This is a genomic window from Bacteroides intestinalis (genome assembly GCF_003464595.1).
Taxonomy (GTDB): Bacteria; Bacteroidota; Bacteroidia; order Bacteroidales; family Bacteroidaceae; genus Bacteroides; species Bacteroides intestinalis_A.
This window is the reverse complement of sequence record NZ_QRZF01000026.1, coordinates 43545-61440: the sequence shown is the minus strand read 5'-3', so window position 1 is coordinate 61440 and position 17896 is coordinate 43545. Positions and strand designations below refer to the sequence as shown.

12 protein-coding genes are annotated in these 17896 nt (G+C 41.0%); 10 read left to right on the top strand and 2 right to left on the bottom strand.

What is annotated here, in order from left to right:
- Positions 1–15 precede the first annotated feature (15 nt).
- The 3 genes from DWW10_RS23250 to DWW10_RS23240 all read left to right on the top strand — a co-directional run bounded on the left by DWW10_RS23250 (position 16) and on the right by DWW10_RS23240 (position 5123).
- Positions 16–2058, top strand: a complete 2043-nt coding sequence (locus DWW10_RS23250) for a RagB/SusD family nutrient uptake outer membrane protein (protein ID WP_118422250.1) — start codon at positions 16–18, stop codon at positions 2056–2058.
- 22 nt (positions 2059–2080) lie between these two features.
- The gene (locus tag DWW10_RS23245) at positions 2081–3079 is read left to right on the top strand and encodes a DUF4973 domain-containing protein (protein WP_118422272.1); all 999 of its coding nucleotides are present in this window, start codon (positions 2081–2083) and stop codon (positions 3077–3079) included.
- 97 nt (positions 3080–3176) lie between these two features.
- Complete coding sequence (locus DWW10_RS23240; protein ID WP_259320528.1) at positions 3177–5123, top strand: family 43 glycosylhydrolase; 1947 nt, start codon at positions 3177–3179, stop codon at positions 5121–5123.
- Positions 5124–5267: 144 nt separating this feature from the next.
- On the opposite strand, the gene DWW10_RS23235 is transcribed toward DWW10_RS23240, so the two are convergent.
- Complete coding sequence (locus DWW10_RS23235) at positions 5268–9302, bottom strand: hybrid sensor histidine kinase/response regulator transcription factor (protein ID WP_118422251.1); 4035 nt, start codon at positions 9300–9302, stop codon at positions 5268–5270.
- 396 nt (positions 9303–9698) lie between these two features.
- Between DWW10_RS23235 and DWW10_RS23230 the strand changes: the two genes are divergently transcribed.
- From DWW10_RS23230 to DWW10_RS23215, 4 genes are all read left to right on the top strand, one after another.
- A complete protein-coding gene (locus tag DWW10_RS23230; protein WP_118422252.1) occupies positions 9699–10667 on the top strand; it encodes a family 43 glycosylhydrolase in 969 nt (322 codons plus the stop codon).
- 157 nt (positions 10668–10824) lie between these two features.
- Positions 10825–11955 carry an aldose epimerase family protein gene (locus tag DWW10_RS23225; RefSeq protein ID WP_118422253.1) on the top strand — a complete coding sequence of 377 codons (1131 nt, stop codon included), beginning with the start codon at positions 10825–10827 and terminating at the stop codon, positions 11953–11955.
- A gap of 31 nt (positions 11956–11986) precedes the next feature.
- The gene (locus DWW10_RS23220; protein ID WP_118422254.1) at positions 11987–12964 is read left to right on the top strand and encodes a glycoside hydrolase family 43 protein; all 978 of its coding nucleotides are present in this window, start codon (positions 11987–11989) and stop codon (positions 12962–12964) included.
- 112 nt (positions 12965–13076) lie between these two features.
- Positions 13077–13787: a DNA alkylation repair protein gene (locus tag DWW10_RS23215; protein ID WP_118422255.1), complete on the top strand. Its 711-nt coding sequence runs from the start codon at positions 13077–13079 to the stop codon at positions 13785–13787.
- Here the strand turns inward: DWW10_RS23215 and DWW10_RS23210 are convergent.
- Positions 13774–14409 (bottom strand): DUF6266 family protein, encoded by a 636-nt coding sequence (locus DWW10_RS23210; protein WP_118422256.1) that lies wholly within the window; start codon positions 14407–14409, stop codon positions 13774–13776. The genes DWW10_RS23215 and DWW10_RS23210 overlap by 14 nt on opposite strands.
- A 640-nt stretch (positions 14410–15049) precedes the next feature.
- Here DWW10_RS23210 and DWW10_RS23205 point away from each other — a divergent pair.
- Genes DWW10_RS23205 through ruvB form a run of 3 tightly spaced genes read left to right on the top strand, consistent with a single transcriptional unit; the run spans position 15050 to position 17829 of the window.
- Entirely contained in the window at positions 15050–16150 is a 1101-nt protein-coding gene (locus tag DWW10_RS23205; protein WP_118422274.1) for an AAA family ATPase, read from the top strand.
- Between the two features lie 2 nt (positions 16151–16152).
- The gene (locus DWW10_RS23200; protein ID WP_118422257.1) at positions 16153–16794 is read left to right on the top strand and encodes a DUF3226 domain-containing protein; all 642 of its coding nucleotides are present in this window, start codon (positions 16153–16155) and stop codon (positions 16792–16794) included.
- Positions 16795–16797: 3 nt separating this feature from the next.
- On the top strand, positions 16798–17829 hold the full coding sequence (ruvB, locus tag DWW10_RS23195; RefSeq protein ID WP_007216674.1) for a Holliday junction branch migration DNA helicase RuvB: 1032 nt from the start codon (positions 16798–16800) through the stop codon (positions 17827–17829).
- Positions 17830–17896: the final 67 nt, after the last annotated feature.

Genomic DNA, 17896 nt, shown 5'->3' with positions numbered 1-17896 from the left:
ATTAAAATCGTATATATGAAAAAGAAATATACTTTAATGTCCGCCGTTTGCGTCTTGACCTTTATATTGGTCTCTTGTGCGGATACTTTGGATGCTGACCATTATTTTAAAGACCGAATGACCATAGAAGAAGTCTTTACGGACAGAGACTATTCGGAGCAGTGGCTGGCAAATGCATACTATTATCTGACTATCAATAATACTGATGTGTCCAGTAAGAAATATAATCCGTTTTGTTTTGCAGATGACATGTATTATGGCGATACCGACGACCGTTACAAGCGATTGAAGAACGGTGACTATGATGAGAATTTCCTGCAAGGTAGTTGGATTGATGCTTATAAAGGTATCCGCCAAGCCTCTATCTTTATTCTGAATATTGATATGAATGAACAGATGACACCTGAAGAACGTGCTGATTATAAAGCTCAGGCTCGCTTTGTACGATCTTATTTCTACTGGTTGCTGTTACGTAAATATGGTCCTGTACCATTGCTTCCGGATGAAGGAATTGATTATACGAAAGAATATGATGAGCTGGGGATTCCCCGTAATTCGTATGATGAATGCGTAGAGTATATTAGTAATGAAATGCTGTTGGCGGCTAAGGATCTTCCGTTATCACGAAGTGCCTTGTATATTGCACGCCCAACACGTGGCGCAGCACTGGCCACTCGTGCCAAGGCATTGCTATACGCCGCCAGTCCCATCAACAATCCGCGTCCGGGTGATCAGGAAAAGTTTGCTGATATGGTGAATTGGGATGGCAAACATCTGATTGCGCAGGAATATGATGATAAGAAGTGGGCTATTGCTGCAGCAGCTGCCCGCGATGTGATAGAATTGGGGCAATATGATTTGTATCATGCAGGAGTACGTCGACCGGAAAGTGCAATGTCAGGCTTTCCTGCAACGATTACTCCACCGGATGATGGTGACTTCTCTAATAACCTGTGGCCGAATGGTTGGAAAGATATCGATCCGTTTGAATCCTATCGTGCCATTTTCAATGGTTCGCTGGCTGCTTCCGATAATCCGGAATTGATTTTTACCCGTGGGCAAAACCTCAAAGAAGAAAGCGTATCGCAGATGGTATTATATCAGTTGCCACCTCTTGGTAATGGATTCAATACACATGGTATTACGCAGAAACAATGTGATGCTTACTATATGAACAATGGTACAGATTGTCCGGGAAAAGATATGGAGATAGGCCGCGGAAATGGCAGTAAGCGTGCGGAAGGTTTTGTAACTTGGGAAGAGGAAACACAAAAGAAATATCCCGAGCTGGATGTGCATGAAGAAGGAGTTTCTAAACAGTATGTGCAACGTGAGCCCCGTTTTTATGCATCGGTTGCTTTCAACGGTTCTACCTGGTACTTCCTGAACAGATCTCAGCAACATGAAAAGAATTTGCAAGTATTCTATTATCGTGGTTCCGGTAATGGCTATACTAATACATCTTATTGGCTACGCACAGGTATTGGTGTGAAGAAGTTTGTCCATCCTAATGATTGCCATTGGGGGAATGACCCATTAGTTACACAATATATACAGAAGAAGGTGGATCCGGCAATTCGTTATGCAGACATTCTGTTGATGTATGCCGAGGCTTTGAATGAAGTGGACGGAACTTATAATATACCCTCTTGGGATGGCGCTAAGAGCTATGCTATAAAACGCGATATTGATGAAATGAAGAGAGGTACTCGTCCGGTTCGTTGTCGTGCAGGACTTCCCGATTTCAAGGATTACGGAAGCAAAGATGCAATGCGGGCCAATATCAAGCGTGAGCGCCAGATTGAATTAATGGGGGAGGGACAACGCTATTACGACTTGCGCCGTTGGAAAGATGCGGAGGTGGAAGAGTCACTGCCTATTTATGGTTGTAACACACTGTTGACTGTCGATCAAAGAGAATTGTTCCATATACCGGTAGAGGTAGCTTCATTACCTACCAACTTCTCACGCAAAATGTACTTCTGGCCTATCAGCCATCAAGAGTTGAAGCGTAATAAGAAGCTGGTACAGAATCCTGGCTGGACATATAATGAATAAATTTTTAAATCAGAGATACATTATGAAGAAAATATATATTTGTATTGTGATACTTGCTGCTGTTTTGTTGGGAACTTCTTGCAATGACGAGTGGACAGACGAACTGTATCAACAATATATTTCATTTAAAGCGCCTATAGGTGCTAACGGAGTAACTGATATTTATGTCAGATACAAAGAGGACGGTAAGGTAACTTATAAATTGCCGATAATTGTCAGTGGTAATACGGATAATGTAGCTAACCGCGAAGTCCATATTGCAGTTGATTCAGATACATTGAAGATATTGAATGATGCACGTTTCGGACGTGAAGATCTTTATTTTAAGGAGTTACAGAAAAGTAGCTATAGTTTCCCGGCAGTAGTGAATATTCCTAAGGGCGTGAATACCATTACTACTGATGTCGATTTTTCACTGGGTGGTATTGACTTGGTAAACAAGTGGGTATTACCGTTGACGATTGTGGATGATCCATCATACAATTATGTTAAAAACCCTCGTAAGAATTTTGCTAAGGCATTATTAAGGGTATTGCCTTTTAATGATTATTCCGGTAATTACAGTACTACTACGATGCAGGTATTCATCAAGAAAGCTGATGGGACTTATGACAATAAAGACGCTATGGTGAAAAGTAATCGTACAGCTTATGTAGTAGATGATAATACAGTATTCTTCTATGCCGGACTGGTAGAAGAAGACTTGATTGACCGTGCGGCCTATAAAGTATACTTTGAATTTGGAACAGGCAATGATAAAAGTTTGAAGTTACATGCGGATAATGAAAAGATTAAGTTTACACCAGCCAAGGAAGCATTTTTCTATTCTATTACAGAAAAGATGGATGATGAAAAACCTTACTTGCTGCATCGCTACGTGACATTTGACCTTGAATATGATTTTGTGGACTATACTTCTGCACCTGGAGTGGAGATCCCATATAAGGTAAAAGGTAGTTTGACACTTGAACGTAGAATCAATACTCAGATTCCGGATGAAGACCAGGCTATTGAATGGTAATAGGATAGGTATGTAAAGGAGCCGGGAAGGTGTCTGAAATCAATTTATTAATGTTTAAATGAGTTCTCTATAAATAGAGAGCACAAATTATTTACGTATGAAAAAACTGTATTTTATTTCATCTTTCCTGTTTCTTTCCATTGCTCTTTCGGAAGGAATGGTGGCGCAAGAAAAAGGTGAGCGGGTAAACGTCAAAGAAACACCCAGGGTGGTCTGCTATACACGTACGGAGATACCTCCAAAGTTGGGCAACGCACTTCATTTGGGCTACAGTGAGGATGGGCAGCATTACGTGGCATTGAACAACGATGCCTGTGTTATGGCTCTTCGTAAGGTAGATAATGAACCCGGACTTTCGGAGGAACAGAAGATACCAGGGGTGATGAAGACCCTTAAGGCTCCCTATTTGTTCCGAATGGCAGAGGGAGGATTTGGTGTGTTAGCACTCCGTACCGATAAAAACGGTATGTCTGATCCTTCAGCTACCGGTTCTTTCCTCTTTATCAAGAGTCGGGACCTGGTACATTACGAACCGGAGCAATTGTGTCACTTGCCAGTCAGCGAGGCATTAGAGGCGATTTCCTGTGAATTTGATGAGGCAGTGGGAAAATATCGCATACGTTGGATGATAAAGGGGAAAGTCTTTCAAAGTCATACAGCAGACTTTCTCCATTTCTCTCCGGTAAAAGTGGCTTCCCAGCTGGATGGAGTGCAGGAAAAAATTACTGGTGATTGGTACAACTTTCGTAACGCCTGTTTCGGTAATTCACTTGTACTCACTGCAGAAGAAGGCAAATATCTGAAAAACAAACTGGGAAGGATTGCCAATGTAGATGTCTTACCGCTGGAAATGTCCGTTCCGGCTTCTCCTTCCATTGTTTCTGATATTCGGAAAAAGCGGGCAATCTTGCTCTATAATGACGGAAGCCGGGCGGAGAAACGGGTGATATGGAATGAAGAGGACTTGAAATGTCTTGCTTCGGCAACTCCCGGCGTCTATACTATCCGTGGAAAGATATTCCAATATTCATTCAACTATCCGATATCGATGTCGAATCGTGCCGACCCAAATATCCTGTACTATCAAGGTAAATATTACCTGGTGTCTACTTACGATGTAGAGTGGAACCGTATCCCTATCCGCTGCTCGGACACTTTAGACGGTCTGACGGATGCCAACCACCGTTGGCAAGAAACTGTGCTGATCCAAGGGGAAGGACCTCACTGGGCACCGGAACTGCATGTCATCGGCTCTCGTCTTTATATGTTGTTTGCTATCATCAAAGGAGACAAAGGTGTTCAGGCTTATATGATGCAGCTGAAAGAAAACGGTAACCCGATGAAACCGGAAGACTGGAGCGCTCCTATCCGCGTGGTGAAATCTGATGGAAACCCTATCTATAATGATGGAAACACAGGCGGGTTATCGTTGGATATGACTTATTTTGAGGATGGTGGAAAGTCTTATGTTTGCTGGTCAGACCGGAAGAAGTTTTTCGTAAAAGGAAAAGATGTAGATCCAGGACCTGTACTATGCATTGCCACAGTTGATCCGAAAGAACCCTGGAAGTTGACAAGCGCTCCATTTGTCATTGGTTCGGAAGCCTATAGTTGGTCGTTCTGTATTAGGCCCTTGCAGCTTGCCGAAGGTCCTTTTGTACTGGAAAGTAAAGACGACACTATTTATATGGTATATTCCGGTGGAGGTGTTACCGGAGGCAATTATGAGGTAGGTATGCTCACAGCCCGCAAAGGTAGCAACCTGCTGGATCCGGCATCTTGGAGCAATTCGCCACGTTCCTGGATGAACAACGGTTCACCGGTTTCTCAGGTTGGACCTGGACACAATTCATTTGTTAAGGATGAGTACGGGGATTTGTATAATGTCTATCACAGTGGTCATCGGCCACGCCATACCAGTGTGTGCCCCGTTCACTTCCGTTTCGATGGCTCACCTGTCATTGATATGGCACCCTACGAGGAGGTAAATCCTAACCTCAAAGAAGTGGAGATGCATGTTCGTGTGACTTCATCTTCAAGATGAAGTGATAATAGCTCATTAAGTTCCTTTTAAACGAAAAATATTGGACGAGCTGTCTAAAAAGCTTAAATAGAACCATACTTAGACATAAGCTATGACAAGCTCGCTCAATATTTAAGTTTATAAATAGTGGGCTTTCTTTCACTTTTATTGTGGCGGGAGGGCTCCACGACTTTTTATGAAATCCTTTGGTAATATTCCGAATTGTTTTTGGAAAATTTTAGAGAAGTAAGATAGAGAACGGATCCCTATAAGCATACATATTTCGCTGACCTGATAATTGCCTTCTGCTAATAATTCTGCTGCTCTTTTCAATCGTATTATACGTATAAAGTCACCGGGAGTCATATCTGTCATTCCTTTGACTTTTCTATGCAGGCTGGTGCGGCTCATGCACATTTCTTCAGCCAAGTTATCTACATTGAAATTCTCATTTTCTATATTCTGTTTGATGATGTCCGTCATTTTATTTAGGAAATCTTCATCGGCTTTGTTCTGTGCCATGGTGCTGGTAGCAATGTAGGGGCTATTGGCAAAATTCTGTCTGAGCCTTATTCTACTTTCCAGTAAGTTTTCTATTTGTACCAATAGGTATGGCATGGCAAACGGTTTCTCGATATAGGCATCGGCTCCGATTTTCAATCCTTCAATCTTATTGTCCAAAGTTGTTTTGGCCGTTAGCATGATAAATGGTATGTGGCATGTTTCCAGATTTGTTTTAATTATCTTGCAAAATTCCAAACCATCCATCAGGGGCATCATGACGTCTGAAATGATGAGGCTGATGATTTCAGTCTTCAATATTTCCAAAGCTTCTATTCCATTTCCCGCTTTGAATACCTGGTAATATTTGCTCAATTGGTTAGTAAGGAATATTTGTAATTCTTCATTGTCCTCCACAATGAGTACGGTTCCTTTAGTAGTGGATGAGGTCTTTGACATCAGAAATAATTCATCATCTTCTGCTTTGATATTCTCTTCTATCGATGGGGTGGTGTCGATGATCTGTGTATCGGTAGAAATGTTAGTGGGTATTTGTACCACGAATGAAGTATCTTCTGCCTCTGCGTCAAGGTATAGCATTCCATTGTGTAGTTGCACCAGTGAAGTAGCCAGTGTGAGCCCGATTCCAGAACCCGGTTGTGCAGGTTGACTGGCATCTCTTATCTGGAAGAAGGCTTCAAAAATGCTTTCTCTCATGTCTTCCGGAATCGGTTTTCCATCGTTTTTCACTGTTATCCGGAAACTGCTTGTTTCTTCATCGACCGAGAGTATGACTTTGATGTAGGAGGCAGAATATTTGATGGCATTATTAAAGAGGTTACTGCACACTTTTGTGATAGCCTCTTCATCGACAGAGGCAACAATGTTCTGTTCGGGACACTCTAACGTCATGTCCAGATGCCTTTGTCTGGCAGCCGGCATAAAGCGATTATAGGTATTAATCACTATGCTATTTATGTTTTTCACTTTTAGTGATAAAGTGAATACTTTTGATTCGATTTTCCGGAAATCGAGCAATTGGTTAACCAAAACCAATAGTCGGTCTGTATTTCTTTCCATCGTTGTCAAGTTCTCTTTTACTTCCTGCTCGTTAAGTCGGGAGTTCAAAATATAGTCGAGTGGTGCCTTTATCAGCGTAATCGGCGTACGTATCTCATGTGCGATGTTCGTAAAGAAGTCTATCTTTGCCTTATAAATTTCTTCTTTTCTCATTTGTTCCTGGTGTGCCATCTTTTCTTCTACCTGCTTCTTCTTTCTATTGGTATACAATCGCAGAATGACGAAAAGGATACAGCTTATAATGAAGATATATAATGCATAAGCCCAAGATGTTTGCCATAATGGAGGGATTATGTTAATCTTGATTTGAGTTTCTTCTTTGTTCCATTGATGGCCGTCCTTGGAATATTTGATACGGAAAGTATAATTGCCCGGTGGTATACTGTTGTAGGATATCCGGCTAATGTTATCTATATAAATCCATTTAGGATCAACTCCTTCCAGTTTATAAGCGTATTTTTCGTTCCTTTCGGTCGAATAGTTTAATGAGGAGAAACTGAAGCTGAAAGTGGCTTGGTCATAGTTAAGTCGGATAGCTTTTGCGTAGGGCATTGCTTTATCCATAATTCTGTGAATACTATCCACTTTGACTTCCTTATTGAAAACATAAAAACCGGTCAGGACAACAGAATATTTATTCTTGTTAGGCCGGAAATTTTTGGGGTTGAATGCAACGAATCCGTTTATACTTCCAAAATAGAGTGTACCATCCTGGGTTTTGATTCCTGAGTTATAGTTAAACTGTTTGCTTTGTAGTCCATTGGTCAGGTTATAGAGGGCTTCTACTGTCATTGTTTGCGGATTAAAATCTACCAATCCGTTATTGGTACTTAGCCAGAGGTGATGATTGTCATCCTCCAGAATCGTATAAATAACGTTGCTGGGTAGTCCATGTTGAGTTGTAACGCGGGTAAAGCTTTCGGTGGTATCATCGTATCGGCAGAAGCCGCCATCCTCAGAACCAAACCACAAATGTTGTTTGCTGTCCTCGAAGATGCAAGTGACACGGTCGTAACAGAGACTGTATGGATTCTCTTCATCGTATCGGAATTCTTTAATCTTTCCGTCTTTAGGATTATATCTGATTGCTCCTCTGTTGTAAGTCGTAAACCAGATGTGTCCGTTCTTGTCCTCTAATATATCGCTGATAAATGTTCCTCTGATTCCTTCAAATATCTTAAAACCGTCAATCTCTGGTATATAAGTGTATATGCCACTACTTGAGCATATCCATACTGTATTCCTCTTATCAGTATAGATGGCAAATATATCATTATTGTCAATAGAATTGGGTTGGTCGCTTTTTTCGTAGTGTTTGTGTTGTTTGGTTTTCAAGTCCAATACATCGATTCCTTTACTGAAAGTACCGATCCATAGTTTATCCTGTGACAGATTCAGGCATTGAATATTTGTGAAAGAAATGCTCAATGGTTTGCTTTGGGGAGATATGTGAGTGAAAGTACCGTTACTTACGTCATAATAGTTCAATCCATTATCCTCTGTCGCTATCCATAAATTACCGTGTTCATCGCTGACAAACTCCCTGACCCGATTGCCACTAACAGAATTTTTATACGCTATGGGATAGAAATTCTCAAAATAAGAATAATGCGGTGGAATATAATCTATGCCGCCGAAATAGCTGCCTATCCATATTCCGCCTTCTCTATCCTTGAAAATAGAATATATGGCATTGTCCGAAAGTGACTGGTCGTTAAATTCTTCATGGGCGATGTGCTGTGTTATGTCACCTTTCAGGATGTATATACCGCTTTCCGTACCAATCCAGTATTCTGATTCGGTTATCTGTTTAATGTCCCTTACAAAAAGGTTCGAATCTATGATCTTCGGATCGATGTTTTCGTTGACATCTACTTTTCTTGAGATACCTGTCGTTTTATCTATAACATAAAGACCGTTGTTCATGGTACCTAAAAGGATAGAGTCATTCTTGTAATCACTGATGACAGTCGGGGTATTATTATTTTTATGAATAAAGGTAATCTTCTCTGTTTCGGCATTATAGCTGAAAACGCCGGTTCTTGGGAAACCGATATATGCCAGTCCCTCATTGTTGATGTATAGTGCAGAGGGATTATGCGCATGATGTGTTCTGAACTTATCACTTATCCTGTATAGTTTGTTTTCTTTTATCTGATAGAGGAATAAATCCGGTCCTGCCAGAATCCATGCCCTGTTGTTTTCTTTATCGATAATGATTTTACTGACACTGCCTTCTATTCCTTCCTGATTTTCCGTTTTGACCTTGAAACCGGAGAAATTCTCAGTGAAGGGATTATAAAGGAAGATTCCTTTGTCAGTAGCAATCCAAAGAGTCTGATCCGAGTCTTCGGCAATGGAGTAGATCATACTGTTCTTTAGATCTTTGGGCGAACTGCCTCTCTGGTAGATTTTGAAGTCATACCCGTCGAACCGGTTTAATCCGTTCTTAGTTCCCAGCCAGATAAAACCTTTGCTATCCTGAAAAATACTCATAATCGTATTTTGAGATAACTTAGAATTAATGTTATAATGCTTGAAGTAGTAAGTGGTCTGTTGCGAAACAGCATTCTCAAGATAAAGTACTGAGAACAGCAGTATAAATGTGATGTACTTCATAGATATAAGTTTTTTTGTTACGCAAATCTATAGAAATTAAGCCAGATATTTTATGAATTGAATGGATTTAATGTGCTGAAATTCTGGATATAACGAATTATGAGAGAAAAAAGCTAAAAAGGATAGAATAGAGTTTTTAAAATAATAGATAATATTGATAAGTAAATAGATGAAAAAGGGCGAAAGGATAGGAAAGTGCTATTTTTTGACTCTAAAGTGTTAATTGTTTAGCTAAAAACCTGCATACATTTGCGATGTCAACCAGATAAGATTTTATAAGTTTGTCTTTTGGAAAGCAATTTCTAGGTAAAATAAAAAAGAAAGTTTCCTTGAAAATTACCCGATAGAATAAATATAATTTTTTTTGAAATAGATTCATTGAAAATCTTTATACGTATGAGAAAAAGTATTTTATTATTTCTGTTACTTGCGGTTCCTGTCCTGCTACAGGCACAAATGATGTTTGGGGATACTACTCGGATAGGCATCCCTTTCAGTAAAGATCCCCATGTTGTCAACTTTAAAGGGAGATATCTGATGTATTATTCAATTCCTCCTTATAAAGATAATCCTGCTTCCGGTTGGAATATAGGCATTGCTGAAAGTCATGATCTTATTCGCTGGAATAAGGTCGGGGAGATCACTCCGGTACCTGGAGAGGATTATGAAAAGAATGGGTTATGTGCTCCCGGAGCCTTGGTCAAGGATGGGAAAGTGAATCTGTTTTATCAGACTTATGGGAATGGAGCGAAAGATGCCATTTGTCATGCCGTATCTGAAGATGGGATTAACTTTAAGCGAAATCCGACCAATCCTATTTTTCGTCCTGATGGAGACTGGAATTGCGGGCGTGCCATTGATGCGGAGGTTTGCGAGTTCAAAGGTAAATACTATTTGTATTTTGCCACGCGTGACAAGGACTTTAAGATTCAGATGCAAGGAGTTGCCGTAGCGCCCGGAGATACAGATTTCAGTCGGGATGACTGGAAACTTGCAATAGATGAGGCAATACTATATCCCGAACTGACTTGGGAAGGAGAATGTATTGAAGGCGCTTCCATAGCGAAGAAAAATGGGAAACTTTTCATGTTTTATGCTGGAGCATACAACAATGCCCCCCAGCAGGTAGGAGTCGCTGTCAGCAAAGATGGTATACATTGGGAACGTTTGTTCGACAAGCCTTTCATGCCCAATGGCAAACCGGGTGAATGGAATTCTTGTGAATCCGGTCATCCTCATTTGTTTACTGACCTTGACGGACGAACTTATCTGTTTTATCAAGGTAATAATGACTATGGTAAAACGTGGCTCATAACCAATGTGGAGGTTTTCTGGAAGAAGGGGAAACCTTATCTGAAGAAGTGAAATAATCAATACTAAAAAAACAAGGACGAATGAAGAAGTTAGGTTTATGGTTGATTTGCATGATACTGCTTGTAATGATGGGTTATGTAAACACAAGAAATGCCGGTGGATACGTAGATATTGACTTTTTCCGTTATGATAAATAATACGACAGACTATGAAGAAATTAGTTCTTTGGATGTGTGTAGTCTTACTGGTTGCATGCACTACTGGCCAAAAAGAAGACTTGACGGCATCGGGCCTAAAACGAAGCCATTTTCAGACGGAAGTAAGCGGAAAGAAAACAGACCTGTTCGTTCTGAAAAATAAGAATGGCATGGAGGTATGCGTCACCAACTTCGGAGGACGTATCGTTTCTGTGCTGGTTCCGGATAAAGAAGGAATGATGCGTGATGTAGTATTAGGATTCGATTCGATACAGGATTATCTGAGATTCCCTTCTGATCTGGGTGCAACCATAGGCCGCTATGCCAATCGTATCAATCAGGGAAGGTTTGTTCTGGATGGTACAGAATATCAGTTGTCGCAGAATAATTACGGACATTGTCTGCATGGCGGTCCGAGAGGGTTTCAATATCGTGTTTTCGATGGTCTTCAGAAGAACGATCGGGAGTTGCAGTTGACTTATCTGGCAAAAGATGGTGAGGAAGGGTTTCCCGGTAACCTGAATTGCAAGGTAACCATGACGTTGACGGATGACAACTCTATTCATATTCAATATGAGGCTGATACGGATAAACCGACCATCATTAATATGACTAACCACTCTTATTTCAACCTTGACGGCGATCCTTCCAAGAACAATTCGGATTATCTGTTGACTGTAGATGCTGACTATTACACTCCGGTGGACAGCACGTTTATGACTACTGGTGAACTGGCAGCAGTAGACGGAACACCTATGGACTTTAGGACTCCTGCAGCGATTGGCAGTCGCATGAACCTGGATTTCGAACAATTGAAAAACGGACATGGCTTTGACCATAATTGGGTGCTGAATACAGAAGAAGATATTACTCGTTCCTGTGCTACACTTGAATCTCCTGCAACAGGTATTATACTGGATGTTTATACCAATGAACCGGGTATTCAGGTTTATAGTGGAAACTTCCTGGATGGAACACTGACCGGAAAGAAAGGTATAGTATATAATTTCCGTGCAGCAGTCTGCCTGGAGACGGATAAATATCCCGATACTCCCAATAAATCTGATTGGCCGTCGGCTATATTAAGACCGGGTGAGAAGTATAATACACAATGTATTTATAAATTCTCCGTGCGCAAATAAATTATTATGTACTTTTGATAAAATAGGAATCATGAAAGATATGAGATTTATAGGCTATATTATTTTGAGCATGCTTGCAGGAGTGTATACTGCTAAAGCGCAAACGGTCCCGAAGGTTCCGGAAGGGGAACAAGTGCTTTTTGCCGATCCTTTCATCTTTTATTACGATGGACTCTATTATGCCTATGGAACTTCTTCCTTCGATGGCATTGAAGCCCTGGTATCTACAGACCTGGAGCATTGGGAAGTGCCGGGAGGAGCTAAACGCCATTTGGCCCTGCACAAAGAAGATGTTTACGGTGAGACCTGGTTTTGGGCTCCTGAAGTCTACCAGGTGAATGGAAAGTTTTATATGTACTATTCGGGTGACGAACGTATTTGTGTGGCTATGTCCGATTCTCCGTTGGGGCCTTTTAAGCAAGTGGAGAAAAAGCCGATGTTCAATGAGAAAGCAATAGACCATACACTCTTCATAGATGACGATGGTAAAGCTTACCTTTTCTTTGTCCGTTTTAACGATGGATTGAATGTATGGGTCGCTGAACTCGAAAAAGACTTGGTAACTTTGAAAGAGAAAACACTGCATCCTTGCATTAAAACTACTCAGCCTTGGGAAAAGACGTGTGGAGGGGTTAATGAAGGGCCTTTCGTTATAAAGCATGATGGACGTTATTATATGACCTACTCAGCTAACAGTTTTGAATGCCAGGACTATGGAATAGGTTGTGCCACTGCTACTGATATTATGGGGATATGGATAAAGTATGGTGAGAACCCATTGTTGCAGAATGAAAAAGGACTGGTAGGAATAGGACATAATGCACTTTTTACTGATAAAGATGGTAAGCTGCGCATTGTTTATCATGCTCATAAAGACAAGAAAAATATTCATCCCCGGGCCATGTATATTGGTGATGTTTACTTCAAAAAAGTAAGAGGGGTGGATCGGTTGCGGATAAGTAAAGAACGTATTGTACCCAGAATATCCCGCACCGGTTCAAATCAATGATAGAGTCTCTGCTTTCCGAAAAATGAATTGCATGAATTACGCAAATCTTCTTTATGTTTTATAAAGTAAAGAGTATCTTTGCGTAATTCATGCAATTCTTTTTTTATAATTTATGGAAAGCAAGCAGACAGCAAAGGAAATCCAGCAAGAACTGGAGCAATACATTGATCCTGTAAAGCGGGAATTTCTTCCTAATTTCTTCAAAACCGGAAAGGGACAATACGGAGAAGGTGATAAGTTTCTGGGTATCGTGGTTCCTAACACCCGTATCGTGGCGAAGCGTCATAAAGATGCACCGTTCGAGGTAATGGTAGAATTGTTGCAAAGTGAATGGCACGAATGCCGCCTGTGTGCCTTGCTGATGTTGGTAGAACGCTTTAAAAAATGCGATGAAAAGGGCAAAAAAGAAATATTCAACTTTTATCTGACGCAGACTGCCCGCATCAATAACTGGGATTTGGTTGACTTATCCGCTCCGGGTATTGTGGGCGAATATCTGAAAGATAAGCCTCGTGATGTTCTCTATCGTTTGGCCGATAGCGATCTACTTTGGGATCAGCGCATAGCAGTGGTCTCTACCTATACATTAATCAAAAACGACGATTTCATCGAGATTATAGCTCTCTCTGAACACTTCTTGCACACTCGCCATGACCTGATGCAAAAGGCTGTAGGCTGGATGCTGCGGGAAATGGGGAAGCGGGACAAGGACTTATTGGTGCAGTTTCTTGAAAAGCATTGTAAAGTGATGCCCCGCACGACATTGCGCTATGCGATAGAAAAATTTCCGGAAGAAGAACGAAAAGAATTTATGAAGCGGTAATAGGCAGACATATACTGTTGGCCACACTTTCATCGTTTGCGCTGCAAAAACCCAGGTAGGCAATCAAAGTATCATCCTTCCAGTCTTTAGGAAGTTCCAGTTCGGCGTTGCCATCCGAGCGCATAGCTGCTGATGTATCATAAACAGCCACGGTTTTCTCTTTGTTGTATACTAATAGCATGGCTGCATCCGTAGTCATGGCATTCCCTTGTTCGCTATTGTCCTCCCAGGTGAAGAGAGCTTTGCTGTCTTCGGTGCTGACTGTTGCATTGGATGCTTGTGTCAGGCTTCCATGTGACACCAATACTTTGTTATAGTCAATTACTAATCCCTGCTCACTGTCTGCCAAGGCATTTTTCATCACATAAGACATGGCGGCGTTGAAAGCAGTCTGCCTTTCCGCAAATTCCCGGTATCCGATGCGTAGAAAAGGAGTGATTGTTCTGAGAAAGTTGAGTGCTACCTGAAATTTGCTGCGTTGTCCCTGTTGCTTTTCGGTGCGTGGGTTGGTCATGTTGGCAGGGCGGGTACGCATATAAGGTATCCCTTTCCATGTACATCCTACCAGATTTCCTACTTTTCCTGTGAATCCGCCGAAAGCTCCTTGTTTGATTTTTCCCATGATAGTTTAATTTTTAATAATTCATATTTTGTTGTTTGCGAAGGGAGAGAGAAGTCTGGGCATGGCTTTTCTGATTCTTCATGCATTGCTCTTTGAAAAGTGTTGCACTGCAAAGGTATGAATAAACTTTTTCTTTTAGCCTTTGATTTTGACGGTTTGTTTTCATGAATTTTAAATATATGTGGAACATTCTCAAAATGTGGTACTTCGTCATAATTAAGGCTGGTCTCGGACTTAGTTGTGTCTTACCTTCTCCTTGTATATAAGAAGGAGTAGGTAAGGAGTAGGTAGGGAGAAAGTAAGGAGAAGGTAGGGAGTAGGTCTGAACTGGATATGTCTTTTTCTGGTTTATCCGGATGGTTATGAGGGCCTAAGTGGGCACTATGTGATGAAAAATGAGAATTAAAAAAGATTTTGAATCGTTCATGCTAATCCGGAAAGAGAACGTTGCGTACAACATTCGTTTCGTGGGTAAGCCCCCATAGGATATTGACCAAACGTGTTTTTCACCGCATGCGGAAGTTTTTTCTCATGCGGTACTTTTTGCATTGATACGGTGAGGCTGTTTGTGAAAAGAGTTAACTTATAGGGATAATCTCAAAATAAATTAGTTATTTTGCAGAAAACAAAAGATTGCGGTATGAAGTCATTATACATCGAGAACTACAAGAACCTGAAAGAGTTGTCGCTTAAGTTGCTCGCTCCGGTTAATCTGATAGTGGGACGCAACAATGTAGGTAAGTCTACATTGCTGGAAGCTATTTCTATCTATATATCGAATGGAAGCGATGAATGGCTGAAAACAGTTCTGGATATTAGGGGAGAAATGGTGAATGTAGATTTCACAAAAAGTGAAACTGATGCCAATAAAATACTGCTGGAGCATTATAGTTCTCTATTTAGCGGTCATAAAAAAGATTTCCATAACTCTGCTGCTATTTTAATAGGTGAAGAAGATGATTTGTTGAATATCCGGTTAGTGCATGTTGCTGAAAGGACTATAAGGAATAAAGATGGGTTTGAAATACAAGAGTATGTATCATACAATGATTCTGATAGTATTTCTGAATTTTCTTCACTGCAATATCTGGGAGATGGATTGGAACTTACTTCTTCCTCTGCTCCTAAAGCACTTATCCCATTCTTTCAGCGTAGAACTTTAAGTAACGTGAAAGATAAAATGCCCTTTGAATATATCATGGTGCAGGATTTTCAACGAAAAAGGAATGTGATACTTTTCGATAAAATTTCATTGTCAGATAAGGAAAAGTATGTTGTGGAGGCCTTACAAATTATAGAGCCACAGATTGACAGACTCAATTTTCTGAATGAAAATGAGTACTCTAATGTGAGGGTACCTTTTGTGACTTTGAAAAATACTGGTCAGCGCTTTCGCTTAAGTTCTATGGGGGATGGCATCAACCGAATATTGAGCATTATCCTTGCTTTGGTTAACTGCAAAGGTGGAGTCTTTTTGCTGGATGAGTTTGAAACAGGACTTCACTATACAGTGCAGACTAAATTGTGGGAGATTATTTTCATGCTTTCTGAAAAACTGAATGTGCAAGTCTTTGTGACTTCTCATAGTCGTGATTGCATAAATAGCTTTGTGGTAGCCAATGAAAAAAAACAAGGACTGATTATTCGCTTGGATGATAGAGAAGGCAATATCGTTGCTGTGAGCTATAACAACGAAGAGGATATGCGGTTTATAGCACAAAGTAATGTTGAAATACGGTAAATATGAGTAATAAGATAACTTTCCCCTATAAATTGTTTGTTGAAGGAGTAAATGATTTACATGTGATAACTTCGTTATGTGCACATCACAAGGTGACGGAGAACTTTAATATAGAAGCTTGCGGAAGTGATGAGAGCGTTACCAGACGATTTAAAATAGCACTAACCAATCCGGCAGTTTATCAGCGTATCGGGATTGTGGTAGATGCAGATACTGATATAAAGGGGCGTTGGATGCAATTAATTGATATTCTTATAAAGAGTGGCAAATATAATTGCGAAAAGCTTGGATTGTCTGCTGATGGATTGATTATACATCCGCTGGAAAGATGCGATGCAGTGGTTGGCATATGGATTATGCCCAATAACAATCTGGAGGGAATGCTGGAAGACTTTGCTCTGAAGTTAGTTTCCCCAGAAAATGCTTTAATGCAAAAGGCGGAATCTGTATTAATTGAACTGGAAGCTGGAGGCATTCAACAGTATAAAGAAGTACATCGCTCAAAAGCTAAAGTACATACATTTCTGGCATGGCAGGATGAGCCAGGCAGACCCATGGGGCAGGCTATTGCCGCTCATGTATTGAATCCGGATGCCGAACAAGCGAAGGTATTTATTAATTGGTTGAACAAGTTGTATAATTAATGAATGGAACGAGAAGATTTTGATATACGTGATAATCAATTGACCAGTAGGGAACGCGATTTTGAAAACGCACTTCGTCCGTTGTCCTTTGAAGACTTCAGCGGACAGGATAAGGTGGTGGATAATCTGCGTATCTTCGTTAAAGCAGCTCGTCTGCGTGGCGAAGCGCTGGATCATGTATTGCTGCATGGACCTCCGGGATTGGGTAAAACGACACTTTCCAATATTATTGCGAATGAGCTGGGAGTGGGCTTTAAGGTAACTTCCGGTCCGGTGCTTGATAAGCCGGGCGATTTGGCGGGGGTGCTTACCAGTCTGGAACCGAATGATGTGCTGTTTATCGATGAAATTCACCGCCTTTCTCCGGTGGTGGAGGAGTATCTGTACTCCGCAATGGAGGATTACCGCATTGATATTATGATAGATAAAGGCCCGTCTGCACGGAGTATTCAGATTGATCTGAATCCGTTTACGATGGTGGGGGCTACTACCCGTAGCGGTTTGCTGACTGCGCCTTTGCGTGCCCGTTTTGGTATTAATCTGCATTTGGAATATTACGATGATGACGTGTTGAGTGGAATTATTCGCCGTTCGGCAGGAATATTGAATGTACCTTGCTCTACAAGAGCAGCGTCTGAGATAGCTTCCCGTAGTCGTGGAACGCCGCGTATTGCGAATGCATTGCTGCGCCGCGTGCGGGATTTTGCACAAGTGAAAGGGTCGGGGAGCATTGATACGGAGATTGCCAACTTTGCTTTGGAAGCACTGAATATCGATAAGTATGGGCTCGATGAAATCGACAATAAGATACTTTGTACCATTATCGATAAGTTCAAAGGTGGTCCGGTAGGGCTTACTACCATTGCTACGGCATTGGGTGAAGATGCCGGTACTTTAGAGGAGGTGTATGAACCGTTCCTGATTAAAGAGGGGTTCTTAAAACGTACCCCCCGTGGACGTGAAGTAACTGAACTGGCTTATAAGCATTTAGGACGTAGTCTTTACAATAGTCAGCGTACCTTATTTAACGACTGAGAACAAATACTATCTCTATTTTCTTCCCGGATTGGGAATATAGATAGTTCTGTTCATTAATTAAGAA